The sequence below is a fragment of the Stenotrophomonas sp. YJH_SMC_101-4 genome, from assembly GCF_059370395.1.
This window is the reverse complement of record NZ_JCAFTP010000004.1, coordinates 164,567-190,066: the sequence shown is the minus strand read 5'-3', so window position 1 is coordinate 190,066 and position 25,500 is coordinate 164,567. Positions and strand designations below refer to the sequence as shown.

General features: G+C 66.4%; 21 protein-coding genes. 11 read left to right on the top strand and 10 right to left on the bottom strand.

The window, feature by feature from the left end; translation table 11 throughout:
• Positions 1 to 78 precede the first annotated feature (78 nt).
• The 4 genes from AC5P8D_RS15160 (at position 79) to otsA (ending at position 6,621) form a co-directional block, all read left to right on the top strand.
• Positions 79 to 2,514: a TonB-dependent receptor plug domain-containing protein gene (locus tag AC5P8D_RS15160; RefSeq protein ID WP_414614951.1), complete on the top strand. Its 2,436-nt coding sequence runs from the start codon at positions 79 to 81 to the stop codon at positions 2,512 to 2,514.
• 166 nt (positions 2,515 to 2,680) lie between these two features.
• A complete protein-coding gene (gene otsB / locus AC5P8D_RS15155) occupies positions 2,681 to 3,439 on the top strand; it encodes a trehalose-phosphatase (protein ID WP_010481547.1) in 759 nt (252 codons plus the stop codon).
• Positions 3,440 to 3,478: 39 nt separating this feature from the next.
• Positions 3,479 to 5,260, top strand: a complete 1,782-nt coding sequence (locus tag AC5P8D_RS15150; protein WP_392421810.1) for a glycoside hydrolase family 15 protein — start codon at positions 3,479 to 3,481, stop codon at positions 5,258 to 5,260.
• Positions 5,257 to 6,621 carry an alpha,alpha-trehalose-phosphate synthase (UDP-forming) gene (gene otsA, locus AC5P8D_RS15145; protein ID WP_049413347.1) on the top strand — a complete coding sequence of 455 codons (1,365 nt, stop codon included), beginning with the start codon at positions 5,257 to 5,259 and terminating at the stop codon, positions 6,619 to 6,621. Before AC5P8D_RS15150 ends, otsA begins: the two co-directional genes overlap by 4 nt.
• A gap of 72 nt (positions 6,622 to 6,693) precedes the next feature.
• Here otsA and AC5P8D_RS15140 read toward each other — a convergent pair whose 3' ends face one another.
• Genes AC5P8D_RS15140 through rluD form a run of 4 tightly spaced genes read right to left on the bottom strand, consistent with a single transcriptional unit; the run spans position 6,694 to position 9,392 of the window.
• Positions 6,694 to 7,131 carry a thiol-disulfide oxidoreductase DCC family protein gene (locus AC5P8D_RS15140; RefSeq protein ID WP_010481531.1) on the bottom strand — a complete coding sequence of 146 codons (438 nt, stop codon included), beginning with the start codon at positions 7,129 to 7,131 and terminating at the stop codon, positions 6,694 to 6,696.
• On the bottom strand, positions 7,106 to 7,612 hold the full coding sequence (locus tag AC5P8D_RS15135) for a DUF4166 domain-containing protein (RefSeq protein ID WP_019338720.1): 507 nt from the start codon (positions 7,610 to 7,612) through the stop codon (positions 7,106 to 7,108). Before AC5P8D_RS15135 ends, AC5P8D_RS15140 begins: the two co-directional genes overlap by 26 nt.
• Before the next feature lie 20 nt (positions 7,613 to 7,632).
• On the bottom strand, positions 7,633 to 8,403 hold the full coding sequence (pgeF, locus tag AC5P8D_RS15130) for a peptidoglycan editing factor PgeF (protein ID WP_049437282.1): 771 nt from the start codon (positions 8,401 to 8,403) through the stop codon (positions 7,633 to 7,635).
• A complete protein-coding gene (gene rluD, locus AC5P8D_RS15125) occupies positions 8,403 to 9,392 on the bottom strand; it encodes a 23S rRNA pseudouridine(1911/1915/1917) synthase RluD (RefSeq protein WP_495203457.1) in 990 nt (329 codons plus the stop codon). Before rluD ends, pgeF begins: the two co-directional genes overlap by 1 nt.
• A 114-nt stretch (positions 9,393 to 9,506) precedes the next feature.
• Here rluD and AC5P8D_RS15120 point away from each other — a divergent pair, with 114 nt between their 5' ends.
• Both AC5P8D_RS15120 and AC5P8D_RS15115 read left to right on the top strand, forming a co-directional pair.
• The gene (locus AC5P8D_RS15120; RefSeq protein WP_029379759.1) at positions 9,507 to 10,394 is read left to right on the top strand and encodes an outer membrane protein assembly factor BamD; all 888 of its coding nucleotides are present in this window, start codon (positions 9,507 to 9,509) and stop codon (positions 10,392 to 10,394) included.
• Positions 10,395 to 10,584: 190 nt separating this feature from the next.
• Positions 10,585 to 11,787, top strand: coding sequence for a lipase family protein (locus tag AC5P8D_RS15115; RefSeq protein ID WP_019660165.1), 1,203 nt, complete (start codon positions 10,585 to 10,587; stop codon positions 11,785 to 11,787).
• A 120-nt stretch (positions 11,788 to 11,907) separates the two neighbouring features.
• Here the strand turns inward: AC5P8D_RS15115 and AC5P8D_RS15110 are convergent, their stop codons facing one another.
• The 3 genes from AC5P8D_RS15110 to sucC form a co-directional block, all read right to left on the bottom strand.
• Positions 11,908 to 13,542, bottom strand: a complete 1,635-nt coding sequence (locus AC5P8D_RS15110; RefSeq protein WP_495203456.1) for an NAD+ synthase — start codon at positions 13,540 to 13,542, stop codon at positions 11,908 to 11,910.
• A gap of 224 nt (positions 13,543 to 13,766) precedes the next feature.
• Positions 13,767 to 14,642, bottom strand: coding sequence for a succinate--CoA ligase subunit alpha (sucD, locus tag AC5P8D_RS15105; protein WP_495203455.1), 876 nt, complete (start codon positions 14,640 to 14,642; stop codon positions 13,767 to 13,769).
• Between the two features lie 20 nt (positions 14,643 to 14,662).
• A complete protein-coding gene (gene sucC / locus AC5P8D_RS15100) occupies positions 14,663 to 15,832 on the bottom strand; it encodes an ADP-forming succinate--CoA ligase subunit beta (protein WP_004154430.1) in 1,170 nt (389 codons plus the stop codon).
• A gap of 405 nt (positions 15,833 to 16,237) precedes the next feature.
• On the opposite strand from sucC, the gene AC5P8D_RS15095 reads away from it, so the two are divergent.
• Together AC5P8D_RS15095 and AC5P8D_RS15090 are read left to right on the top strand one after the other, a co-directional pair.
• On the top strand, positions 16,238 to 17,851 hold the full coding sequence (locus AC5P8D_RS15095) for a sensor histidine kinase (protein ID WP_010481516.1): 1,614 nt from the start codon (positions 16,238 to 16,240) through the stop codon (positions 17,849 to 17,851).
• A gap of 60 nt (positions 17,852 to 17,911) precedes the next feature.
• Positions 17,912 to 19,285: a sigma-54-dependent transcriptional regulator gene (locus tag AC5P8D_RS15090; RefSeq protein WP_171955091.1), complete on the top strand. Its 1,374-nt coding sequence runs from the start codon at positions 17,912 to 17,914 to the stop codon at positions 19,283 to 19,285.
• Between the two features lie 185 nt (positions 19,286 to 19,470).
• Here the strand turns inward: AC5P8D_RS15090 and pilB are convergent, their stop codons facing one another.
• Positions 19,471 to 21,198 (bottom strand): type IV-A pilus assembly ATPase PilB, encoded by a 1,728-nt coding sequence (gene pilB, locus AC5P8D_RS15085; RefSeq protein WP_414614806.1) that lies wholly within the window; start codon positions 21,196 to 21,198, stop codon positions 19,471 to 19,473.
• Between the two features lie 290 nt (positions 21,199 to 21,488).
• A complete protein-coding gene (locus AC5P8D_RS15080) occupies positions 21,489 to 21,917 on the bottom strand; it encodes a pilin (protein ID WP_272774730.1) in 429 nt (142 codons plus the stop codon).
• Between the two features lie 359 nt (positions 21,918 to 22,276).
• On the opposite strand from AC5P8D_RS15080, the gene AC5P8D_RS15075 reads away from it, so the two are divergent.
• The 3 genes from AC5P8D_RS15075 to coaE are packed head-to-tail and all read left to right on the top strand — an operon-like array spanning position 22,277 to position 25,031.
• On the top strand, positions 22,277 to 23,536 hold the full coding sequence (locus AC5P8D_RS15075; RefSeq protein WP_272774732.1) for a type II secretion system F family protein: 1,260 nt from the start codon (positions 22,277 to 22,279) through the stop codon (positions 23,534 to 23,536).
• 8 nt (positions 23,537 to 23,544) lie between these two features.
• Entirely contained in the window at positions 23,545 to 24,408 is an 864-nt protein-coding gene (locus tag AC5P8D_RS15070) for a prepilin peptidase (protein WP_032128827.1), read from the top strand.
• An 11-nt stretch (positions 24,409 to 24,419) separates the two neighbouring features.
• On the top strand, positions 24,420 to 25,031 hold the full coding sequence (gene coaE / locus AC5P8D_RS15065; RefSeq protein ID WP_097049714.1) for a dephospho-CoA kinase: 612 nt from the start codon (positions 24,420 to 24,422) through the stop codon (positions 25,029 to 25,031).
• A 58-nt stretch (positions 25,032 to 25,089) separates the two neighbouring features.
• Here coaE and AC5P8D_RS15060 read toward each other — a convergent pair whose 3' ends face one another.
• Positions 25,090 to 25,476 carry a hypothetical protein gene (locus tag AC5P8D_RS15060; RefSeq protein ID WP_109814720.1) on the bottom strand — a complete coding sequence of 129 codons (387 nt, stop codon included), beginning with the start codon at positions 25,474 to 25,476 and terminating at the stop codon, positions 25,090 to 25,092.
• Positions 25,477 to 25,500 lie beyond the last annotated feature (24 nt).

The window sequence follows — 25,500 nt, the reverse complement described above, 5'->3', positions numbered from 1 at the left end:
ATAATATATCGCTTCATCCGGATGGATGTAAGTGAAACTGTCTCCCCCTTCCCCGTCGTCGTTGTTGCTGGAGCCCCCATGTCCGCCCGCCTGCCCGCGTCGCCGCTCGGCCTCGCCATCGCCCTCTCGCTTTCCTCCGCCGCCGTCCCGGCCCTGGCCCAGGACGCCACCAACCTGGACACGGTGATCGTCACCGGCACCCGTGCCGCCGACCGCACCGTGCTCGAATCCACCTCGCCGGTGGACGTGCTCACCGCCGAGGACATCCGCAAGGCCGGCGTGGTCAACGGCGAGCTGGGCAGTGCGCTGCAGGCGCTGCTCCCGTCGTTCAACTTCCCGCGCCAGTCCAACTCCGGTGGCGCCGACCACGTGCGCGCGGCACAGCTGCGTGGCCTGTCGCCGGACCAGGTGCTGGTGCTGGTGAACGGCAAGCGCCGCCACCACACCGCGCTGGTCAACACCGACAGCAAGATCGGCAAGGGCACCACCCCGGTCGACTTCAACTCGATTCCGGTCAGTGCGATCAAGCGCATCGAAGTGCTGCGCGACGGCGCCGGCGCGCTGTACGGATCGGACGCTGTGGCAGGCGTGATCAACGTGATCCTCGACAACGGCGGTGACGGCGGGGAGATCGAGGCCAGCTACGGCGCCAACCACACCGACCTCAAGCCGATCGGCCGCACTCTCACCGACGGCCAGACCGGCAACATCAGCGCCAAGGTCGGCACCTCGCTGGGCGAAGACGGTGGCTTCCTGCGCGTCGGCCTGGAATACAAGCACCGCAACGGCACCAACCGCGCTGGCTTCGACCAGATTCCGCCGTGGGACCAGACCCCGGGCAACCTGGCGCTGCAGGGCAAGCGCAACTATGTGCTGGGCGATGGCAAGAGCAAGGACATCAACCTGTGGCTGAACACCGAGATCCCGGTGGGCCAGACCTCGACGTTCTACGCGTTCGGTACCTTCAACCAGCGGGATACCGAAGGCGCGAACTACTTCCGCTACCCCGATGGCGATGCCAACTGGAAGGAGATCTATCCGAACGGTTACCGGCCGATCTCCGAAGGCGAGAACCGCGACGTGCAGGCCGTGGCCGGCGTGCGTGGGCAGTGGGGCGAATGGAGCTACGACGGCAGCCTGGATTACGGGCAGAACGACTTCACCTACCGCCTGCGCGACTCGCTCAACGCCTCGCTGGGCCCGACCAGCCCGACCCGTTTCAAGACCGCCGATTACGAGTACGCACAGACCGTGGGCAACCTCGACCTGAGCCGCGTGTTCGCCCAGAGCGAGAGCATCAGCCACACCCTGGGCCTGGGTGTGGAAGCGCGCCACGAGCGCTACCAGACCCGCCCCGGTGACCCGGCCAGCTACGCGGCCGGCCCGTTCACCGACCGCCCGACCGGTTCGCAGGCCGGTGGCGGCCTGACCCCACAGGATGCAGCCACCCTGTCGCGTGATGTGGCCAGCGCCTATGCCAGCCTGTCCAGCCAGTTCGGCGAAAAGTTCTCCACCGATCTGGCCGCGCGCTACGAGCACAACGACGATTTCGGCGGTGAACTGACCGGCAAGCTCGGCCTGCGCTACGAATTCACCCCGGCGTTCGCGTTGCGTGGCGCCATCTCCAACAACTTCCGTGCGCCGTCGCTGGCACAGATCGGCTACGAGTCCACCTCCACCGGCTACAACGCTGGCGGCCAGCTGGTGCAGGGCCGTTTGCTGTCGGTCAACAATCCGATCGCGCGTGGCCTGGGTGCGCAGAACCTGAAGCCGGAGAAGTCGATCAACACCTCGCTGGGCTTCACCAGCCGCATCGGCGAGCACTTCGACCTGTCGCTGGACTTCTTCCAGATCGACATCGACGATCGCATCGCGCTGTCGGAGAGCATCACCGGTGATGCGCTGACCGACTATGTGGCGGCCAATTACGGCGTCAGTGGCCTGCAGAGCGCCAGCTTCTTCGTCAACGCCGCCGACACCCGCACCCGTGGCGCCGAGCTGGTGACCAACTGGCGCCAGTCGCTGGGCGATGGCCAGCTGCTGCTGACCGGCACCTATGCGTATACCAAGACCACGCTGAAGAACGTGCTGGCCACGCCGGCACAGCTGCGTGCGCTGAACCCGGACTACGTGCTGTTCGGCATCGAAGAAACCAACACGCTCACCGACGCCACGCCGCGCACGCGCGGTAGTTTCTCGGCAGCCTGGAGCAACGACCACTGGTCGCTGAGCAGCCGCGTGAACCGCTACGGCAGCGCCACCCGCGTGTTCAACTTCGGTGACGGCTACATCCCGCGCCAGACCTACCAGGCCGAGTGGCAGCTGGATGCCGAGGTCGAGTACCGCATCACCCCGCAGTGGAGCGTGGCCATCGGCGGGCAGAACCTGACCGACAACTACCCGGATCGATCCAACAGCGATATCCACTACTTCGGCAACCTGCCGTACGACGTGCTGTCGCCGATCGGCAGCAACGGCGCCTACTACTACGGCCGCGTTCGCTATACCTTCTGATTGCTCTGGGTGTAATTGCCTTGGGTGGGTGCGGACCGTTGGTCCGCACTGTCTGGGTTCAATGCAGGCTGACCCTTTGTGCCGACCCACGGTCGGCACCCACCGAAGCAAGGCCGTAGCCTGCCCTCGACCCCACGTACACGCCCACGCTGGCAAGCTGGGCGTCATGGCTGAACCGCTCCCCCTGCGTCCGCCACCGCCATTGCTGGACGACGCCTGCGCGTTGTTCCTCGATGTCGACGGCACCCTGATCGAATTCGCTGCGCGCCCGGATGCCGTGCAGCTGCTGCCGGATGTGCGTGAAGCCATCGGCCGCATCAGCGACCGCCTGGAAGGTGCCGTGGCACTGGTCAGTGGTCGCCCGCTTGAACAGCTGGATCAACTGTTCGCTCCCCTGCAACTGCCTGCCGCTGGCCTGCACGGCCATGAACTGCGTGGCCAGGATGGTCGTGTGCTGCGTGACGAACACGATGACGACACCGCCGAGTGGCTGCACGCACTGCACCAGCAGGCGATGCGCTTCGCCCACGGCCATCCCGGCGTACTGGTGGAAGACAAGGGCGTCGGCCTGGCCCTGCACTGGCGCGGCGCGCCGCATGCCGCCAGCGATGTCCGCGCCTTCGCCGACCGCCACGTGCGCGGCCGTGCCAGCTACCGCCTGCAACCTGGCGACCATGTGGTCGAGTTCGTGCCTGTCGGCACCGACAAGGGCCGTGCCGTGCGCAGGATGATGCAGTACCTGCCCTTCCGCGGCCGCCTGCCGGTGTTCCTCGGTGACGACCTCACCGATGAATTCGGCTTCGACGCCGCCAACGTCCAGCATGGCTGGAGCGTGCTGGTGGGCGAGCGGGAACCGAGCAAGGCGGTGTTCGCGCTGCCCGACATACGCAGCGTGCACGCCTGGCTGCGTGAGAATGCCTATTGACCCGGCCACCCCACGGCCGCAACCGAGATGTACCGCGTGATGACCCAACCCGATCTTGATCTGGGCGTGGTCGGCAACGGCAGCTTCGGCGCCCTGGTCGACAAACGTGCCCGCGTTGTCTGGAGCTGCCTGCCCACCTTCGACGGCGACCCCACCTTCTGTGCCCTGCTCGGTCCCAACCAGCAGACCGGTGGCGACTTCGCCATCGAGCTGGAGGACTTCGCGAGCAGCGAGCAGGAATACCTGACCAACACCGCGATCCTGCGCACCGTCCTGCGCGACGCGCACGGTGGCGAACTGGAAATCCTCGATTTCGCCCCGCGCTGGCGCCAGAACGACCGTTTCTACCGCCCGGTCAGCCTGATCCGCCAGGTGCGTCCGCTGGCCGGCAGTCCGCGCATCACCGTGCATGCGCGACCACTGGCGGACTGGGGCGCGCTCGTGCCGGAGTCCACCTGGGGCAGCAACCATGTGCGCTGGATCCTGCCCGAGCATGTGCTGCGGCTGACCACCGATGTACCGGTGCGCTTCGTGCGCGACGGTCTGCCGTTCGTACTCAACCATCCCATCCACCTGATCCTGGGCGTGGATGAATCGCTCAACCGCTCGATCAGTGGCTATGTGCAGGAAGCCTTCCAACGCACCCGCGACTACTGGCGCGAATGGGTGCGTTACCTGTCCATTCCGCTGGAATGGCAGGACGCGGTGATCCGCAGTGCGATCACCCTGAAGCTGTGCCAGTACGAGGACAGCGGCGCGATCATCGCGGCAATGACCACCTCCATTCCAGAAGCCCCCGGCAGCGTGCGCAACTGGGACTACCGTTACTGCTGGCTGCGTGATGCCGCGTTCGTGGTGCGCGCACTGAACCGCCTCGGCGCAACACGCACGATGGAGCAGTTCCTCGGCTACATCTTCAACCTGGCCACCACCGACGGCACGCTGCAGCCGCTGTATGGCATCGGCTTCGAAGCCAAGCTGGACGAGGACGAAGTACCCAGCCTGTCCGGCTACCGTGGCATGGGCCCGGTGCGACGCGGCAATCTGGCCTGGGTGCAGCGCCAGCACGATGTGTACGGCAGCGTGGTGCTGGCGTCCACGCAGCTGTTCTTCGACCGGCGCTTGCAGGACCCGGGTGATGCGCACACCTTCGCCCGCCTGGAACCCTTGGGCGAACAGGCGTTCGCCCTGCACGACGTACCCGATGCGGGCCTGTGGGAGTTCCGCGGCCGCACCGAAGTGCACACCTACACCAGCGCGATGTGCTGGGCGGCGTGCGACCGCCTGTGCAAGATCGCCGTGCGCCTGAAGCGCGATGACCGCGCACGCTACTGGCGCGAGCGCGCCGACACCATCCACGCGCGCATCATGGCCGAATCCTGGAGCGAGGAGCTGGGCCACTTCACCGATACCTTCGGTGGCCATCGGCTGGATGCCTCGCTGCTGCTGCTGGCCGATATCGGCTTCATCGACGCGCTGGATGCGCGCTTCATTGCCACCGTCGATGCGATCGGCCGCGACCTCAAGCATGGCAATTCGCTGTACCGCTATGTCGCGCCGGATGACTTCGGCGAGCCGGAAACCAGCTTCACCATCTGCACCTTCTGGTACATCGATGCGCTGGCGGCGATCGGGCGCATGGACGAAGCACGCGAGATGTTCGAGCTGCTGCTGAAGCAGCGAAACCATCTGGGCCTGCTGTCGGAGGATCTGGCCTTCGACAGTGGCGAGGCTTGGGGCAATTTCCCGCAGACCTATTCGCACGTCGGCCTGATCACCGCCGCGATGCGCCTGTCGCGGTCCTGGCAGGAGGCATCGTGAGTCGTCTGGTCGTGGTATCAAATCGTGTGGCCGTGCCCGGCGAGAACCGCGCAGGCGGCTTGGCGGTCGGCCTGCTGGCCGCCCTGAAGGAGCGCGGCGGCCTGTGGTTCGGCTGGAGCGGCAAGACCGTAAAGGAAGGCAGCGGCACGCTGCACCGGCAGAAGGACGGTGACATCGACTACGTCACCATGGACCTGAGCAAGCGCGAAGTCGATGGCTACTACAATGGTTTCGCCAACCGCACGCTGTGGCCACTGCTGCACTTCCGGCTGGACCTGGTCGACTACGACCGCGGCACCCGCGAGACCTACCACAAGGTCAATGCGCTGTTCGCCGACAAGCTCGCGCCATTGCTGCGAGAGGATGACATCGTCTGGATCCACGACTACCACCTGATCCCGCTCGGCGCACTGCTGCGCGAGCGCGGCATCGGCTGCCGCATCGGCTTTTTCCTGCACATCCCGATGCCGTCGGCCGACCTGCTGCAGGCGATGCCCGACCACCTGCGACTGTTCTCCGCGCTGTACGCCTACGATCTGGTCGGCTTCCAGACCCAGCGCGACGCCGATCGTTTCCAGACCTACCTGCGCCTGTTCGGCGGTGGCCGCGTACTCGACAACGGCGAGCTGGAAGCACCGGGCGGGCGCCGCTTCCGTGCGGCGGCTTTCCCGATCGGCATCGACACCGAGCTGATCGCACGCCAGGCCGGCACCGCCGCCACCAAGGCCGCGGTGAAGAATCTGCGCAACAGCCTGCGTGACCGCCAGCTGGCGATCGGCGTAGATCGCCTGGACTACTCCAAGGGCCTGCCCGAGCGCTTCCTCGGCTTCGAGCGCTATCTTGAGCGCCACCCCGACCAGCGCGGCTCGCTGACCTACCTGCAGATCGCGCCGGTCTCGCGCGGCGACGTCACCGAGTACCGGCAGCTACGCAGCCAGCTGGAACAGATCGCCGGCCACATCAACGGTGGCCACGCCGAGCCGGACTGGACACCCCTGCGCTACGTCAACCAGAACTTCACCCATGCCACGCTCACCGGCTTCTACCGGGCGGCGGCGGTCGGCCTGGTCACGCCGCTGCGCGATGGCATGAACCTGGTAGCCAAGGAGTACGTGGCCTCGCAGGACCCGGAGGATCCCGGCGTGCTGGTGCTGTCTCTGCTGGCTGGCGCTGCCGACGAACTGAAGCAGGCACTGCTGGTGAACCCACATGATCTGGACGGCGTGGCCGACGCCATCGCCACGGCAGCGACGATGTCGCTGAGCAGGCGCAAGGAGCGCTGGCATGCGATGATGGAACATCTGCGCACCTACGACATCAACCACTGGCGCCGCAGCTACCTCGACGCGCTGGAAGGCTGAGGGAAAAAGGGGACGGAGGGGATCAAGTCGTTTGTGCACAAACGACTTGATCCCCTCCGTCCCCTTTTTTCTTCAATCCAGGAACCGCGCGGCCTGCTCCGGTGCGGGCAGGTAACAGGCGTCATGCCGCCCGAACCAGCGGTAACGGTTGCGTGCCAGCGCGCGATACGCGGCATCACGCCAGCCGCGCGGCACTGCCCGCAGCACGCCGCTCAAACGCCAGGCGCCGCCCAGCCCCGCCAGCACGCGCAGGATCGCATCGGTATCGGTCCAGGCGCCCTGCGCGTCCAGCAGCAGGAACGACATCGGGTCCTGCGGGTCCAGCCCGTGCGCGCGCAGCATCGCGCTGCCCTGTGCGCCCTGCATCGCCGCAAAGCGATAGCGCCCCCTGCGGTCGAAGCGCAGCAGGAAGCGCACCCAGCGGTTGCACAGCGCGCATACGCCATCGAATACGATCACCGCGCTGCCAGCCTCGGCGGCGGCCTCACTGCGGTTCGAGCCAGCCTTCATAGCGGATCAGAGCTCCCACCCAGGGCAGCGTCACATCGACCAGGAAAGTGTAACGCTCACCCTGCCAGGCTTCGCGGCAACGCACGCCACCAAACCAGCGCCTCGGCAGCGGGAGCAGCCCGAAGGCCCAGACCCGCCGCACAGACCAGTCGATGCCACCTTCGCGGGCCTGCAGATCAAATTCGAAGCGCACCGCGCCCAACTGCTCGCGCAGGTATCCCTCATGCGCCCACAGCCGCGACACCATCGGCCAGCGCCCAAAACGCCGCGCCCACTGCTCGCCCTGCCCGTGTGCCCTGAACGCCACTTCGGTCGGCAGCGCGTCTCCGTCCTTTGGCAACCGTGCCAACGCAGCCAGCAGCGGCACCAGCCAGTGCCACCCCCTCACGATGCGCGCCTGCCCCACGTAGCGGCACGGCAACGGCGCGGCATGCAGCGCCTGCACCGGCGCGGCCAGGGTGGCGAAGGCCGGCCCCAGCACGCGCGCGAATAGCGGCGAAGTCAGGGCGCGATCCAGGCCAGGGTCGCCATGCGTCCGGTGCGACGATCGCGCCGGTGCGAATACAGGTCCGGATCGGCCATGGTCGACACCGTGCCGCCATGCACCTGCGCCGGGTCCATGCCCGCCGCCTGCAGGCGCTGGCGGGCCAGCGCGAACAGGTCCACCTTCCAGTGACCGGAGCGCGTCGCCACGAACGCCGCTTCGGCGGCCGGATCATGGCCGACGAAGGCGTGGTAGACCTCCTCGCCGATCTCGTAGTCGGCCGGTCCGGCGGCCGGGCCCAGCCAGGCCCGCAGCTGCGCCGGCGGCGTCTGCATGGCGGCCACCGTGGCCTCCAGCATGCCGTCGGCCAGGCCACGCCAGCCTGCGTGGGCCGCGCCCACCTCACTTCCATCGGCGGCGGCGAACACCACCGGCAGGCAGTCGGCGGTCAGGATCGCCAGCACCACGCCCGGCACCGAGGTCACCGCGGCATCGGCCACCGGTTCGCTGGCGCCGGGCACCGGCGGCGCGCTGAAGCGCAGCACGGTGCTGCTGTGCACCTGGCGCAGCCAGTGCGGGGCCGACGGCAGCGCCAACCCCTGCTGCAGCAGCTGGCGGTTGTGCTCCACATTGGCGGGGGTATCACCATCGGCCGCGTGCCGGTTGCCCAGGTTGAACTGCGCGAACGGCGCCGGCGAAATGCCCGCACCGTGCCGGCGCGTGGTCAGCGCATGGATGCCCGGAGGCGCCGGCCAGTCCGCCTGCAGCAAGGGCAGCGCGGCAGCCATCACCAGCGGTCCCGCTCGCGCGCGGCGAAGGCTTGGCTGTCTTCGCGCAGCACCTTCATCAGGTGCAGCATGTCGTCCGGCACCGGCGCGGTGTTGCGCACCGGCTCACCGGTGATCGGGTGCGTGAACTCCAGCGTCTCGGCGTGCAGGGCCTGGCGCTTGAAGCCGCGCAGCGCGGCCACCAGCTCGTCGCTGGCGCCCTTGGGCAGCTTCAATGCACCGCCGTACAGCGGGTCGCCGATGATCGGATGGCGCACGTGCGCCATATGCACGCGGATCTGATGGGTACGGCCGGTTTCCAGGCGGCACTCCAGTGCGGTGTGCGCACGGAAGCGCTCGCGCAGGCGGTAATGGGTGATCGCTTCCTTGCCGTCCTCGCGCACGGCCATCTTCAGGCGGTCGCGCGGGTGGCGGTCGATCGGGGCATCAGCGGTACCGCCGGCCACCAGCGCGCCCATCACGATGGCCAGGTACTGGCGGTGCACGTCGCGTGCGGCCAACTGCTCGACCAGCGCGGTCTGCGCTTCCAGAGTCTTGGCCACCACCATCACGCCGCTGGTGTCCTTGTCCAGGCGGTGCACGATGCCCGCGCGCGGCAGTACCGCCACCGACGGGTCGCGGAACAGCAGGGCATTGACCAGGGTGCCGCTGTGGTTGCCGGCGCCCGGGTGAACCACCAGGCCCACCGGCTTGTTGATCACCAGCAGGTGCTCGTCCTCGAACAGCACGTCCAGCGGGATGTCCTCCGGCTGGGCGTCGGTCTGCGTTTCCAGCACCACGTTGAGGGTCACCACCTCGCCGCCGCGCAGCGGATCGCGCGGACGCACCTGGGCGCCGTCCAGCAGGACCTCACCGGCTTTGATCCACTCGGTCAGGCGCGACCGCGAGTATTCGGGGAACAGTTCGGCCACGACGGCGTCGAAACGGCGGCCGGCAGCGGTGTCGGGGACGATGGCCTGGCGGGCCGATTCAGAGGGTTGTTCAGACATGGCAGGGGGGCATTCTTTGAAATTTTGGGGTCCCGGCGGCCGGTTTCAGTCGCTGGACAGGACACTAGGCTATCATCGACCCTTCGTATTCCAGCCGCGTCCCGCCTCGACCCCATGATCCGACGCTCCGCCATGCTCTCCGCGCCCGTCCGCCTCACCGCCCTGCTGCTGGTGCTGGTCATCGCCGCCACCGGCTGCCACCGTGGTGCCAAGAAGGGCGATCGCCCCGATGAAGGGACGCCGGTCGAACAGTTGTACGAGAAGAGCCACAAGCTGATGCAGGGTGGCAACTGGAGCGGCGCCGAAGCCAGCTTCCGCCGCCTGGTGGCCCAGTATCCGTACGGCCCGTACACCGAGCAGGCGATGATCGAGACCGCCTACGCCCAGTACAAGGCCGGCAAGCACGATGACGCGGTGTCCAGCATCGACCGCTTCATCCGTACCTACCCGACCCATCGCAACATCGCGTACCTGTACTACCTGCGCGGCCTGGCCAACTCCAATCGCAGTACGGTTTTCCTTCGTCGCGTATGGTCGCTGGATGCCAGCCGGCGCGATCTGTCCACGCCGCACCAGGCGTATTCGGACTTCAACATCGTGGTGGACCGCTACCCGAACAGCCGGTACGCCGCCGATGCGCGCCAGCGCATGCTGGAGCTGCGTGACGTGTTCGCCCAGCACGAGCTGGACAACGCCCTGTACTACATGCGCCGCGGCGCCTGGGTCTCGGCCGCCGGCCGCGCCAACTACCTGCTGGAAACCTACCCGCAGAGCGCGTTCCAGTACGACGCCGTCGCCGTCCTGGCCGATTCCTACACCCACCTGGGCAACAAGACCCTGGCCGACGACGCCCGCCGCGTCCTGCAGCTGAACCAGCCGGACCACCCGTGGCTGGAAGGCAAGTGGCCGAAGTACCCGTGGATGATCCGCAAGCTGAACCCGTTCGCTGGCGAGAAGTCCGCAAGCACCGGCCAGCGCAACGCGCGACTGGAAAAGAAATAAGAAAAAGGCCCCGCAAGGGGCCTTTTCTTTGTCGGTTATCCACGCCATGCGTGGAGGGTTCGTGCGCCCATGGACCACGACACTAGGAATTCTACGAATCCCCGGCGGATGCGACGCCGGTCCCAATCGGCGCGGGCGAGCCCCTCCACACTGCGGCGCAACGGCCATCCCGGCCGTGAAGGAGCGCCTCATGACCCCACCGCCACGCCATTTCCGCCCCCGCGCCTGCCTCCTCGCCACTGCCCTGCTGGCGCTGTCCCCGGGCCCCCTGGCCGCCGCACCGGTTGCACCGGGCGACCTGCTGTCTGCTGCCCCCTATCGCGCGTCATGGGTGCCGTCCAAGGCCGCGCAGGCCTACAAGCTGCACTACCGCACCCCGGATCATCGCGGCCAGCTGGCCGAAGGCACCGGCCTGCTGTATCTGCCCGCCGGCGCGGCGCCTGCAGGCGGCTGGCCGGTGGTGTCCTGGGCACATGGCACCCAGGGCATCGCAGATCGCTGTGCGCCCTCGGTGTCCGGCCCCTACCAACCCCAACGCGACGGGCGCTTCCTCGATCAGTTCCTGGCACAGGGCTATGCGGTGGTCGCCGCGGACTACCAGGGCCTCGGCAGTCCAGGTGACCATGCCTATCTGCATGTGCGCACTGCCGCGCGCAACGCCATCGACCTCGTCAAAGCCAGCCGCCAGTACCTGGGCAACGCAGCGCTGTCGCCGCGCTGGGTCTCGGTCGGCCATTCGCAGGGTGGCGCCGCCGCGCTCACCGCAGGCCACATCGCCCCCACCTATGGAGGGCCGGCGTTGCACTACCGCGGCAGCTTCACCACCGGTACGCCCACGGCAGTGGAGTTGACCGCGCTGGTGATGAAACCGGACAACCGCACCGCCAATCCAGGTGCAGTCAACGCGTATCACGCGTATCTGCTCGATGGCCTGCTGCAGGTCGCGCCGCAGATCGACCGCGTCCTCAGCGACACCGGCCGCGCCCGCGTGGCAGTGGCACGTGAGCAGTGCCTGGGCGAACTGGCCGCCACCCTGGACGGTGCGGATACCGGCAGCATGTTCACTGCACCGCTGACCAGCGTGCCGGGCATCTGGGCGGTGCTGTACGACTATCTCGGCGTACCGCGCCGCGGCTTCAGCCAACCACTGATGCTGGGCCATGGCAGCGCGGACCGCGATGTGCCCTATCTGACCACGCTGCTGTACGCCGCAGGCCTGGCCCTGCGAGGCGAGCCGGTCGCGTTCCGACGCTACCCGGTCGACCACCGCGGCACGCTGGATGCGGCGGCGGCGGATGGCCTGGCATTTGTGCGTGCACGGCTTGAGGGCGGCCACTTCAGCGACGCTGCGGAAACCGCCGGCCTCGAACAGCTGCTCGGCGAAGCCCGGTAGATCCACGCCATGCGTGGATGATCTTCGACCATCGTGCGGACCAGGGTCCGCACCCACCGGAGAGGGCCAACGGGTTGCCGGCCATCGGCCGCCACTCCCTGTCGTCTGCTGGACCGGGCCTCAGCCCTTGTAGCCGTTGCTGATCGGGTAACGACGCTCACGGCCGAACGCCCGGCGCGAGACCTTCGGCCCGGGCGCGGCCTGATGCCGCTTCCACTCGCTGATGCGCACCAGGCGAAGCACGCGGTCGACCACGGTCGCGTCGTAACCGGCCGCCACGATCTCCGTGCGCGACTGCTCCTGATCGATGTAGCGGTACAGGATGCCATCCAGCACGTCATAGGCCGGCAGCGAATCCTGGTCCAGCTGGTTCTCGCGCAGTTCGGCCGACGGCGGGCGGCTGATCACCGCTGGCGGGATCACCGGTGCGCCGCCCACGGTGTTGCGCCACTTGGACAGCCCGAACACCTCGGTCTTGTAGAGGTCCTTCAACGGCGCATAGCCACCGCACATGTCGCCGTAGATGGTGGCGTAACCGACCGCGTACTCGCTCTTGTTGCCGGTGGTCAGCAGCAGGCCGCCGAACTTGTTGGCCAGCGCCATCAGGATCACGCCACGGCTGCGCGACTGCAGATTCTCTTCGGTCACGTCCGGCGTGGTGCCCTCGAACATCGGCGCCAGCGATTCCATCAGGCCCTTGAACGCCGGCTCGATCGACACCGCCTCCAGCTTCACGCCCAGTGCCTGGCACTGCTCGGCCGCCAGGTCGTTGGAAAGGCCTGCGGTATAGCGCGACGGCAACCGCACGGCGGTGACGTTCTCGGCGCCCATCGCGTCCACGGCCATGGCCAGCACCAGCGCCGAATCGATGCCACCGGACAGGCCCAGCCACACCTTCCTGAAGCCGTTCTTGCGGCAGTAGTCCTGGATGCCACGGGTCACGGCACGCCAGGCCAGCGCGTCCATGCTCTCGTCGCCATCGTCCATCCACACGTGCGGCATGAAGCGGCGGGTTTCACCGTCGTACTCCACCACCAGCCACTGGTCGACGAAGGCGGCGGCGGCCGGGTGCACGGTACCGTCGCCATCGGCCACCACCGAGGCGCCATCGAACACCAGCGCGTCCTGGCCACCGACCACATTGAGGTAGGCGATCGCCGCCCCGCTCTCACGGGTGCGCGCGGCCAGCACCGCATCGCGCTGGGCATGCTTGCCCCGCTCGTACGGCGACGCATTCGGCACCATCACCAGCTGCGCGCCGGCGCGCACGGTGTCGGCCAACGGCTCGGCGAACCACAGGTCCTCGCAGATCAGCAGGCCGACCGGAATACCGTTGACCTCGAACACGCAACTGCCGCCATCCGGATCGACATCGAAGTAGCGGCGCTCGTCGAACACCGCGTAATTGGGCAGCTCGCGCTTGCGGTAGGTCTGCTCGACCAGGCCATCGCGCAGCACGCTGGCAGCGTTGTAGACCACCGCGCCGGCCGCCTGTGGCCAGCCAACCACGGCGGTGATGCCACGGCAGGCGGCAGCGATGCGGGTCATCGCCTGCTCGCACTCGTACAGGAAGCCCGGGCGCAGCAGCAGGTCCTCCGGCGGGTAACCGCTCACCGCCAGCTCGGGGAACATCACCAGCTCGGCGCCGTACTCGTCGCGCGCCTGGCCGATCATCTCGATGATGCGCTCGGTGTTGCCGGCGACATCGCCGACCGGGAAATCGAACTGCGCCATCGCGATGCGGATCGAAGCCATGGGAATCCAGCCTGTGGTTGCAATGCGCCCATTGTAGCGCCGCGTCGTGCGCGCGCCGGGGGCGTTCACTGCGTGGACAGCCCTGGCTCAGTAGATCCCCACCATGCGTGGATGGGCCGACCAGGCGGCCGCCAGACGCAGAAAAGCCGCCCGAGGGCGGCTTTTCCAAAGCAAGCCGAGCGTGGGCTCGGCTCTACAGAATCGGCTGCCAGAGGCAGTCGTTCTTATTTCACCAGCTTGGCGATGGCGGCGCCCAGGTCGCCCGGCGAACGGACGGTGACGACGCCAGCAGCTTCCATGGCGGCGAACTTGCCTTCGGCCGTGCCCTTGCCGCCCGAGGCGATCGCACCGGCGTGGCCCATGCGCTTGCCGGCCGGAGCCGACGCACCGGCGATGAAACCGACGACCGGCTTCATCACGTGGTTCTTGATGTACTCGGCGCCGGCTTCTTCGGCGTCACCGCCGATTTCGCCAACCATGATGATGCCTTCGGTCTGCGGGTCTTCGTTGAACAGCTTCAGGCAGTCGACGAAGTTCAGGCCGTTGATCGGGTCACCACCGATGCCGATGCAGGTGGACTGGCCCAGGCCGACTTCGGTGGTCTGCTTGACCGCTTCATAGGTCAGGGTGCCCGAACGCGACACGATGCCGATCTTGCCCGGCTGGTGGATGTGGCCCGGCATGATGCCGATCTTGCACTCACCCGGGGTGATGACGCCCGGGCAGTTCGGCCCGATCAGCACGGTGTCCGGATGCGAACGGGTCAGCACGTTCTTGACGCGCAGCATGTCCAGCACCGGGATGCCTTCGGTGATGCAGACGATGACCTTGATGCCGGCAGCAGCGGCTTCCAGGATCGCGTCGGCCGCGTACGGCGGCGGCACGTAGATGACCGAAGCGTTGGCGCCGGTGCTCTGCACGGCGTCGGCAACGGTGTTGAAGACCGGCAGGTCGATGTGGGTGGTGCCACCCTTGCCCGGGGTCACGCCGCCAACAACCTGGGTGCCGTACTCGATCATCTGAGTGGCGTGGAAGGTGCCCTGCTGGCCGGTGAAGCCCTGCACGATCACCTTGGTGTTCTTGTTAATCAAAACAGACATGGGAATTCCTTGGTGTCGAATCAGGCAGCGTTCTTGACAGCTTCAACGATCTTCTTGGCGCCATCGTTGATGTTGTCAGCCGGGATGATGGCCATGCCGCTGTCACGCAGCAGCTGCTTGCCTTCTTCCACGTTGGTGCCTTCCAGGCGCACCACGACCGGAACCTTGACGCCCACTTCCTTCACGGCGGCGATGATGCCTTCGGCAATCATGTCGCAGCGGACGATGCCGCCGAAGATGTTGACGAAGATGCCTTCAACCTTGTCCGAGGACAGGATCAGCTTGAACGCTTCGATGACGCGCTGCTTGTTGGCACCGCCGCCCACGTCCAGGAAGTTCGCCGGCTCGCCGCCGTTGAGCTTGATGACGTCCATGGTGGCCATGGCCAGGCCGGCGCCGTTCACCATGCAGCCGATGTTGCCGTCCATGGTGACGTAGTTGATGTCCAGCTCCGAAGCGATCACTTCGGTCGGATCTTCCTGGGTCTTGTCGCGCATGGCGACCAGGGCCTTCTGGCGGAACGCGGCGTTGTCGTCGCTGTCGAACTTGCCGTCCAGCGCGTACAGGTTGCCGTCGTCCAGGATGGCCAGCGGGTTGATTTCAACCAGGGCCAGGTCCTTTTCGTTGAACAGGCGGTACAGGTTCACCATGATGCTGGCGAACTGGCCGGCCTGCTTGGCGGTCAGGCCCAGCTTGAAGCCGAAATCACGGCCGTGGTAACCCTGCACGCCTTCGACGAAGTCGACGTTCAGCGAGTGGATCAGCTCCGGGGTTTCAGCAGCGACCTGCTCGATTTCCACGCCGCCTTCCGAAGAGGCGATGTAGGTGATGGTCTTGGTGCCACGGTCGACCAGCACCGACAGGTACAGTTCCTTGACGATCTCGCCGGCGGTGGTCACCAGCACCAGGTTGACCGGCAGTTCAACGCCTGCGGTCTGGTAGGTGGCCATCTTGGTGCCGAGCATCTTGGCCGCAGCGGCCTTCACGTCGTCGGTGGTCTTGCAGAACTTGACGCCGCCAGCCTTGCCGCGGCCGCCAGCGTGGATCTGCGCCTTGACCATCCAGGGGCCCTGGCCCAGGGAGTTGGCAGCGGCAACCGCTTCGTCCGGGGTCGCAGCGACCTTGCCGGCCGGGACCGGGATGCCGTACTCGGCAAGCAGTTGTTTTGACTGGTATTCGTGGAAATTCATGCGTCACCGTGGGAATAGGAACGACCGCACGCAATTCCTCAGGGCCCCGGCGGGGCGCCGGCATGGACCGCGGCGGGCCCACTATTGTGGCCGAGCCAGCGCCGGGGCGCAAAGAAGTCTGTACAAAACGCCAGACCCGGCCAGATTTCCACCGCCATTCAGGCAGTTGCGCCCGGGCCGCCGTTGGCCACCGGTATCCACGGCGGGCCAAATGCGCGATCCGGGCGGCTCCGGCGGCGCCCTGCCGGGGGCCCTATACTGGTCAACCAAGGTGTGTAGTGCCGGGCCTGCCCGGCTGCTTCCACCGCAGGCCACAGAGAAGCGACGTACCCGCCCGGCTTCAGGGGATGCCAGGCAGGACCGCCGCAGATTCCAGACCCAGGCAGCCAGAAGGGGAGTTCCGGCGTGTCACCCAGTGCTTCATTGATCGACCGCATCGAATCGATTCCGCGGCGTGAGCTGTACTTCTTCGCGCTGTACCGGGTGCTGATCGCCGCGGTCATCGCCGGCCTGCTCTACAGCCCCCTGTCCGGCATGGTCGGCGAGGCCCATCACCCGCGCCTGGCCGATACCGTTGCGGCCATCTATCTGCTGCTGTCGCTGCTGGCCCTGGCGATCGGCCGCAACGAACGCTGGCTGCGCCCGATCGTGGTCAGCAGCGTGCTGGTGGACATCATCGCCGCCACCCTGCTGGCGCATGCCCTGCCCGGCGCCAGCGCCGGCATCTCGATGTCGCTGCTGTTCAACATCGCCGCGGCCGCCACCCTGCTGCCGCTGAGCTGGGGCCTGGGCCTGGCAATCGCTGCCAGCCTGGCCACCGGTACGGAATACCTCTGGAAGGTGCTCGAAGGCGGCGACCCCACCCGCACCCTGGCCGAGCTGGCCATGTTCGCCACCAGCTACCTGGCGCTGGCCTTCATCAGCTACCAGGTGGGCAACCGCGCGCGCCGCAACCAGCAGCTGGCCAACCAGCGCGGCGACGAAGTGGCCAACCTGTTCCAGATCAACGAACTGATCATCCGCCGCATGCGCACCGGCGTGCTGGTGGTGGACGCCGACAACCGCATCACCCTGGCCAATGAAGCGGCCTCGATGCTGCTCGGTGACAACGACGGCATCGGTGAGACAGGACGCCTGGATCTGGCCAGCGCCGCGCCGGAACTGGCGCGCCGCCTGCAGCGCTGGCGCAACGGCTGGGCGCAGGACGAACTGCCGCTGCAGCTCAACCCCGACCAGCCGGAAGTGCAACCGCGCTTCGCCCGCCTGCTGGCCGGCAGCGAGCTGGCCCTGGTGTTCCTGGACGACTCCAGCGTGGTCTCCCGGCGCGCCGAATCGCTCACCCTGTCGGCAATGGGCCGCTTCTCGGCCAGCCTCGCCCATGAAATCCGCAACCCGCTGGCGGCGATCAACTACGCCGTGCAGCTGCTGGAGGAAGGCACCGGTTTCAACGAAAGCGACCGCCGCCTGCTGCAGATCATCCGCCAGCAATGCCAGCGCACCAACGGCATCGTCGAGAGCGTGCTGGGGCTGGCACGGCGCGAACGCGCCACGCCCGAGAACGTGGACCTGGTCGCCTTCGTGCGCCGCTTCGTGCTGGAGTACAAGCAGGGCCAGACGCTGGAGACCGACAGCATCGAACCGATCATCAGCGACACGGCGGTGATGGCGCAGGTCGATACCAAGCACCTGTACCAGGTGCTCACCGTGCTGGTGCACAACGCATTGAAGTACGGCCGCATCGGCCAGCAGCCGGCGCGGGTGCGCCTGCGCGTGGCACAACACGAACGCAGCGCGGTGATCGACGTGATGGACCGTGGCCCCGGCATTCCCGAGAGTGTGGCCGCACAGCTGTTCCGTCCGTTCTTCACCACCTCCGAGCACGGCACCGGCCTGGGCCTGTATATCGCCCGCGAGTTGTGCCGCGCCAACCAGGCACGGCTCGACTACATCCCGGTGCCGGCAGGCGGCTCCTGCTTCCGCCTGGTGCTGCCCGGCCCGCACACGCTGTTGCCCACCTGATCCCCAATCTGTGCGTCAAACATTTGTCGCTTCCAGCCCCCTCGTTTATCTTTCACGCCCATGAACGAAACCCGCAGCGCCCTCGTCGTCGACGATGAACGCGACATCCGCGAACTGCTGGTACTGACCCTCGGCCGCATGGGGCTGCGCATCAGTACCGCCGCCAACCTGGCCGAAGCACGCGAGCTGCTGGCCAGCAATCCGTACGACCTGTGCATCACCGACATGCGCCTTCCGGATGGCAACGGCATTGAGCTGGTCAGCGAAATCGCCCAGCACTACCCGCGCACGCCGGTGGCGATGATCACCGCGTTCGGCAGCATGGACCTGGCCGTGGAAGCGCTGAAAGCCGGCGCCTTCGACTTCGTCAGCAAGCCAGTGGACATCTCGGTGCTGCGCGGCCTGGTCAAGCACGCGCTGGAACTCAACAACACCGAACGCCCTGCGCCCGGCCCCGCCACCGAACAGGCTGCACGCCTGCTGGGCGCTTCGCCGGCCATGGACGTGTTGCGCACCACCATCGGCAAGGTCGCGCGCAGCCAGGCGCCGGTCTACATCCTCGGTGAATCCGGGGTTGGCAAGGAACTGGTCGCCCGCACCATCCACGCCCAGGGCGCGCGTGCGGCCGGCCCGTTCGTTCCGGTCAACTGCGGCGCCATTCCCGGCGAGCTGATGGAGAGCGAATTCTTCGGCCACCGCAAAGGCAGCTTCAGCGGCGCCCATGCCGACAAGCCCGGCCTGTTCCAGGCGGCGCACGGCGGCACCCTGTTCCTGGACGAAGTGGCCGAACTGCCGCTGCAGATGCAGGTGAAGCTGCTGCGCGCGATCCAGGAAAAATCAGTGCGCGCGGTCGGCGCTGCCACCGAGGAGCCTGTGGACGTGCGCATCCTCTCGGCCACCCACAAGGACCTGGCCGAACTGGTCGAGGACGGGCGCTTCCGCCACGACCTGTATTACCGCATCAACGTGATCGAGCTGAAGGTGCCGCCGCTGCGCGAGCGCCGCCAGGACCTACCGGAACTGGCAGCCGCCGTACTTGCGCGGCTGGCCCGCAGCCACGGCCGTGCCACCCCGCTGCTGGCGCCGTCGGCGCTGGAAGCGCTGGCCCACTATGCATTCCCGGGCAATGTGCGCGAGCTGGAGAACATCCTGGAACGCGCACTGGCACTGGCCGAAGAAGACCGCATCGGCGCCGACGACCTGCGCCTGCCGCAGCACGCCCCACGTGCACCCGGTGGCGCAGCTCCCGCCGAAGCCGTGGCCGACCTGCAACCCGGCAGCGCCGCCCTGCCCTCGTACATCGAGCAGCTGGAACGCAGCGCCATCCAGCGCGCGCTGGAAGAGAACCGCTGGAACAAGACCCGGACCGCCGCGCAGCTGGGCATCACCTTCCGCGCGCTGCGCTACAAGCTGAAGAAGCTGGGGATGGAGTAAGGGCCGAACGGCCCTGGCAGGCGCCAACCTTGGTTGGCGTTGCGCCGCCGCGCCATCCACGCATGGCGTGGATCTATTATGGGATCCGTGGCCGATCATCCACGCATGGCGTGGATCTACTGTAGAGCCGAGCCCACGCTCGGCTGCTCTTCGGGCCATCAGCCGAGCATAGGCTCGGCTCTACCTCAATCCTTGGTAACGCGATTGATCTCGGCCAGGCTGGTCACACCCGCGGCGGCCTTCTTCAACGCCGACTGCCGCAGGTCATTCACCCCGATCTGCTGCGCCGCCTCGGCAATCTGCAGCGCATTGCCACCGGCCAGCACGATCGTGGCGATCTCATCGGTCATCGGCATCACCTGGTAGATACCGGTTCGGCCCTTGTAGCCCTCGGTGCACTCATCGCAGCCCACCGCCTCGTACAGCTGGATGCCCGCATCCAGCTGCGCCTGGGTGAAGCCCTCGGCCAGCAGCGCATGCTCCGGCAGGTTGGCCGGGCGCTTGCAGTTGCCGCACAACCGGCGTGCCAGGCGCTGCGCGATCACCAGCGTCACCGAGCTGGTGATGTTGTACGGGGCGATACCCATGTTCATCAGGCGCGCGATGGTCTGCGGCGCATCGTTGGTATGCAGCGTGGACAGCACCATGTGGCCGGTCTGCGCCGCCTTGATCGCAATCTCGGCCGTCTCCAGGTCGCGGATTTCGCCGACCATGATGATGTCCGGATCCTGTCGCAGGAACGAGCGCAGTGCCGCGGCGAAGGTCATGCCGCGCTTGTTGTTCTGCTGCACCTGGTTGACGCCGGGCAAGCGGATTTCCACCGGATCTTCGGCGGTGGAAATGTTGCGCGTCTCGTCGTTGAGGATGCCCAGCGCGGTATACAGCGACACGGTCTTGCCCGAACCAGTCGGGCCGGTCACCAGCACCATGCCGTACGGCTTGTGGATGGCGTCGTGGAACAGCTTCTGCTGGTCCGGTTCGTAGCCAAGCTTGTCGATACCCAGCTTGGCCGCACTGCCATCCAGGACACGCAGCACCACCTTTTCACCGAACAGGGTCGGCAGCGTGCTCACGCGGAAGTCGATCTGCTTGGTCTTGGACAGGTTCAGCTTGATGCGCCCGTCCTGCGGCACGCGCTTCTCGGCGATATCCAGCTGCGCCATCACCTTCAGGCGCGCAGCGATGCGCTGGTTCAACTTCACCGGCGCACGCGCCACCATCTTCAGCAGGCCGTCGATGCGCAGGCGCACGCGGTAATCGTCTTCGTAGGGCTCGAAGTGGATGTCCGATGCGCCCTTGCGGATCGCGTCGACCAGCACCTTGTTGACGAACTTCACCACCGGAGTGTCGTCGCCCTTGGCGTCGATGCCGGAGTCGCCACCCGCGTTGTCTTCGTCGCCCAGGCCAACGTCGAGGTTGGCCATGCCCTCGTCGTCGCCGCTCAGCGCGTCGCCGATGGTGTCATGGCTGGCGTGCCATTGCTCCAACGTGCGGCGGATCTGGTCTTCATCGACCAGGATCGGCTCCACCACCAGATTGGTGTGGAACTTGATCTCATCCAGCGCATGGGTCGGGTTGCTAGTGCCCACGAACAGCTTGCCGCCGCGTTTGAACAGCGGCAGCACGTTGTGTTTGCGCAGCAGCTCTTCGCTGACCAGGCTCATCGCGTTCTGGCTGGCATCGAAGGTGGACACGTCGAACAGGGGCATGCCGAACTCGACCGCATTGGCGGCAGCGAGCTGCGAGGCGCTGACCAGCTTGTTCTGCGCGAACCACGTGGGCAGCGGCTGACGGGCCGCCGTGGCCTTGGCCATGGCGTCGCGGGCAGAGGCCTCATCCAGGGCACCGTCCTGGACCAAGCGGCGGGCCAGGCCTGTGATGCCGACGAGATTGGCGGTGGTTACGGTATTCATTTGAGGTAAAACTCCTACTCCCCTGCTGAAGAGTACCTCACGCGCCGGCGCTAGAACACAAGTGATTACAGGCCTTCCATATGGCCCCAAATGGCAGAGACTCATTCAGCTGGCGCCATAGCCAGCTGGCAATATGGAATACCTTGGAAGTGTGGACAGCTGTCCGCAGATGAATTTGCTAGATGGCACCATGGAGTAGCGCCCCAGCTAACCTCCACAACCCGCAAAATAACTAAATCAGGCAGCTCAATGAGCTGCCTGATTCATTCAATCACGGTGACGAATTGTACTTAGCGGAAGTTAGCCGGCACGTACTTGGCATCGCACTTGGCGTGGGTGCCAGCCCAAGCGGTAATTTCGCCGCCGCTCACGGTCGGAGTCAGAGTCAAGTCGCATTCCGCAGTCTTCGCGCCAGTGCCCTTCGTGGTTACAGTAATTGCCCCAGTGGTGGCTGACAGGGCCAGCTTATCGACATACTGACTGATGCCAGTGGTCGCCTCGTTGCAGCCCGCCTCGGCCAAAGTAGTCGGCAGCTTGTTCTGGGACGAGAAGAACTCCGTCGCAGAAGTCTTGCATGCGCTCAGCGCCATGACAGATTCACTGACCTTCGCACGGACGGTGTAGTCACGGTAGGCCGGCAGCGCGATCGCGGCGAGGATGGCGATGATCGCAACAACGATCATCAGTTCGATAAGGGTGAAGCCCTTCTGGTTCTTCATAACGGTACGTCCCCAAGATAGGTGGTTGGTGATTTCAGTGCACAAGACCAGACCGACCTTCAGGCCGACTGAGCGGGCCCTGCGCCCTGCGGGTGGTTCAACGCAGGTTGCATGCCAACACAGACATGCCTCCCCCTGGATTTCCCCGAGCCAATGATGGCAGCAATTTCGCGGATGGGAACCCCCCAGAAGCGAATCTGCGATGGACGCGGCAATGTGACGCGGTGCGTCACCTTTCGTCTCGCCAGGTCGAAAACCCTGCGCGGCGTCACGCCAGCAGGCTCCCCGGACGGCCCTGAACCGGCTACCATCGCCGGTCAGGATGCCCGCCTGGGGATGGCGGGCCTTGGGGAGCCAACATGTCTGTCAGTCGCAGTGCGATCAAGAAAGAGCCCGTGGCGCGTAGCACCATGGAGCTGCAGCCGTTTGTCTGGGAGGGGACCGATAAGCGGGGTATCAAGATGAAGGGCGAGCAGTTGGCCAAAAACGCCAACATGCTACGCGCCGAGCTACGTAGGCAGGGAATCAACCCAGGCCAGGTCAAGCCGAAACCGAAGCCGCTCTTCGGTGCGGCCGGTAAGGCCGTGAATTCAAAGGATATCGCCTTCTTCAGCCGTCAGATGGCGACGATGATGAAATCCGGTGTGCCGATCGTCTCGGCGCTGGAGATCATCGGCAGCGGACACAAAAACCCGCGCATGAAGAAGATGGTGAATGGCGTTCGCACCGATATCGAGGGCGGGTCTTCATTGCATGAAGCCATCAGCAAGCATCCTGTGCAGTTCGACGAGCTGTACCGCAACCTGGTGCGTGCTGGTGAAGGGGCGGGCGTGCTGGAGACCGTACTCGATACCATCGCGTCCTATAAAGAGAACATTGAAACTCTTAAGGGCAAAATCAAGAAGGCAATGTTCTACCCAGCCATGGTGCTGGTGGTGGCGCTCTTGGTCAGCTCAATCCTTCTCATCTGGGTGGTGCCTCAGTTCGAGGAAGTCTTCAAGAGCTTTGGCGCAGATCTGCCGGCGTTCACCCAAATGGTGGTGAACCTGTCCAGGTTCATGGTGAGCTGGTGGTGGCTGATGCTCATTGCCCTCATTGGCGCGATCGTTGGCACCATCATGTTCTACAAGCGCTCGCCCAAGATGCAGCATACGGTCGACCGGCTAATCCTGAAGGTGCCAGTGCTTGGCCAGATCATGCACAACAGCTCGATCGCCCGTTTCGCCCGCACCACGGCAGTGACATTCAAGGCTGGCGTGCCGCTGGTGGAGGCCCTGGGCATCGTGGCCGGCGCCACCGGTAACAAGGTGTATGAGGAAGCCGTACTGCGAATGAGGGACGACGTCTCGGTCGGCTATCCGGTCAACATGGCCATGAAACAGCTGAACCTGTTCCCGCACATGGTCATCCAGATGACCGGCATTGGCGAAGAGGCAGGCGCCCTGGACGCCATGCTATTCAAGGTGGCCGAGTACTATGAGCAGGAGGTCAACAACTCGGTGGATGCCCTGAGCAGCCTGCTGGAGCCGATGATCATGGTGTTCATTGGTACCATTGTGGGCGGCATGGTGATTGCGATGTACCTGCCCATCTTCAAACTCGGCGCCGTCGTCGGCTAAAGGTATCAATGGCATTTCTCGACCAGCACCCCGGCCTCGGCTACCCCGCCGCGGCCGCCCTGGGACTGCTGCTGGGCAGTTTCCTGAACGTTGTCATCCTGCGGCTGCCCAAGCGGCTGGAGTGGCAGTGGAAGCGCGATGCGCGCGAGGTCCTGGAGGAACCGGACTTCTACGAGCCCCCCCCACCGGGGATCGTGGTGGAGCCGTCGCACTGCCCGCACTGCAAGCACAAGCTGAGCTGGTACGAGAACATCCCGCTGTTCAGCTGGATCATCCAGGGCGGCAAGTGCCGCCACTGCAAGGCGCCGATCTCGCTGCAGTACCCGCTGGTGGAGGCCCTGACCTCGGTACTGGTGCTGGCCTGCGTCTGGCAGTTCGGCTTCGGCTGGCAGGGCTTCGGTGCCATCGTGCTGACCTGCTTCCTGATCGCCCTGTCCGGCATCGACCTGCGCACCCAGCTGCTACCCGACCAGCTCACCCTGCCGCTGATGTGGCTGGGGCTGATAGGCAGCATCGACAACCTGTACATGCCGGCCAAGCCCGCCCTGGTAGGCGCGGCGGTGGGTTACCTGTCGCTGTGGACGGTCTGGTGGCTGTTCAAGCAGCTGACCGGCAAGGAAGGCATGGGCCACGGCGACTTCAAGCTGCTGGCGGCGCTGGGCGCCTGGTGCGGGCTGAAGGGCATCCTGCCGATCATCCTGTTGTCGTCGGTGCTGGGCGCCATCATCGGCTCGATCTGGCTGTACAGCCGCGGTCGTGACCGGGCCACGCCCATCCCGTTCGGCCCCTATCTGGCCATCGCCGGCTGGCTGTACTTCATGTGGGGTGCGCCGCTGGTGGAGCAGTACCTGGTGATGAGCGGGCTGCGCTGAGGGGAGTCCCCATGAGCCGCTATGTAGTTGGCCTGACCGGAGGCATCGCCTCCGGCAAGAGCGAAGTGACCCGGCGCTTCGAGGCGCTGGGGATCGTGGTGGCCGACGCCGATCTGGCCGCACGGGCCGTGGTGGCCGCCGGCAGCCCCGCCCTGGCCCGCATTGCCGAGCGCTTCGGCGCCGACATGTTGCTGGCCGACGGCAGCCTTGACCGGGCCCGCCTGCGCGCTCACGTGTTCGCCGACCCGGCCGAGCGGACGGCGCTGGAAGCGATCACCCACCCGGCTATCCGCCTGCTGATGCAGCAGCAGTGCGAGCAGGCCACCAGCGCCTATGCGATTGCGGCCATTCCGCTGCTGACCGAGGTGGGCGGGCGGAAGGCCTACCCATGGCTGGACCGGGTGTTGCTGGTGGATGCGCCCGAAGCCGTGCAGCACGCCCGGCTGATGCAGCGTGACGGCATCGACGCCGCACTGGCCGACCGGATGATTGCTGCCCAGGCCAGCCGCGCGCAGCGGTTGGCGCTGGCCGATGATGTGGTGGTCAATGATGGACAGCCGGAGGACCTGCAGGTGCAGGTGGAACAGCTGCATGCGCGGTATCTGGGGTTGGCCGGGGGTTGAGGCCGGGTTGCCGGCCAGCGGCCGGCACTACCGAAGTGCATCCACGCATGGCGTGGATCTACTCCAGCTGCAGGCGGGCGTAGCGGGCGAGTTCGCGGGCGCCGAGCAGCAGGCCGTCGACCACATCGGGATTGAGTTGCTGGCGGGCACCGCCCTGCTCCCGCGCGAGTTCGGCGGCGTGCAGCAGCTGGATCAGGGTATGCAGACCGGCAAGCGTGCGGCTGAGGCCGGCCATCATGGCTGCCTGCGCCGGGCTGGCCCCCTGCACGTCCAGCGGCTGGCCGTCGGCGGCGTCGCGGCCATCCATGCGCGCCAGCAGCGCGGGCAGCAGGTCCTTGGGGTCATCCAGCAGAACTTCGACACGCTCGGCGACGTCGGCAGGCAGCAGGTTGGCCGCATCGCCGATCAGGGCGTGCAGCTGGGGGAACAGCGGGCGGTTGGACACGGTGGAACTCCTCGCAGTCGGCAG